1 rRNA gene is annotated in these 886 nt (G+C 46.2%); it reads left to right on the top strand.

Annotation, left to right across the window (positions count from 1 at the left end):
* Positions 1-428: 428 nt before the first annotated feature.
* A 16S ribosomal RNA gene (locus ACO0KY_RS19635) occupies positions 429-886 on the top strand; the annotation flags it as partial.

Below are 886 nucleotides of genomic sequence, written 5' to 3'. Positions count from 1 at the left end.
AACTCCGGCGGTTTGATTTGATGAAATTGACGCGAAAGCGACAACATCTGCATAAGATGCATCGAAACGAACAGCAAAAGCAATCAGGGAGTTGACAGGGTAAATAAAGTGCTGCATAATCTCGCTTCTCTGCTGCAAACGAACACAACGCTTCGTTGCTAAATCAGGTAAATAAATGCTTAGATTTGAGCGGGAAAGAATTTAAACCATTCGGTTCTTTAACAATTAACAGTCAATAAATGTGAGCACTTGATGAAAGCGCACCGATGAGTTTCTAACTGATCGGAATGCTTAAAAAATATCAAATGCTTCACAAGAAATAAATAATAGGAAAATCATTTAGAAATAGATGATGGAACTGTCAGTATTTTGAGTGAGCGACCTGTCTGCAAGGACAGGGTTCAGAAATGAACACAAAAACAGAGATTAAACTGAAGAGTTTGATCCTGGCTCAGATTGAACGCTGGCGGCATGCCTTACACATGCAAGTCGAACGGCAGCGCGGGGCAACCTGGCGGCGAGTGGCGAACGGGTGAGTAATATATCGGAACATACCCTAGAGTGGGGGATAACGTAGCGAAAGTTACGCTAATACCGCATACGCACTAAGGTGGAAAGTGGGGGATCGCAAGACCTCATGCTCATGGAGTGGCCGATATCTGATTAGCTAGTTGGTGAGGTAAAGGCTCACCAAGGCGACGATCAGTAGCTGGTCTGAGAGGACGACCAGCCACACTGGAACTGAGACACGGTCCAGACTCCTACGGGAGGCAGCAGTGGGGAATTTTGGACAATGGGGGCAACCCTGATCCAGCAATGCCGCGTGAGTGAAGAAGGCCTTCGGGTTGTAAAGCTCTTTTGTCAGGGAAGAAACGGTGAGTTCTAA

It is taken from the genome of Undibacterium sp. Dicai25W, assembly GCF_049340505.1.
GTDB classification, from domain to species: Bacteria; Pseudomonadota; Gammaproteobacteria; order Burkholderiales; family Burkholderiaceae_D; genus Undibacterium; species Undibacterium jejuense.
This window is presented reverse-complemented; position numbering and strand designations above follow the sequence as displayed.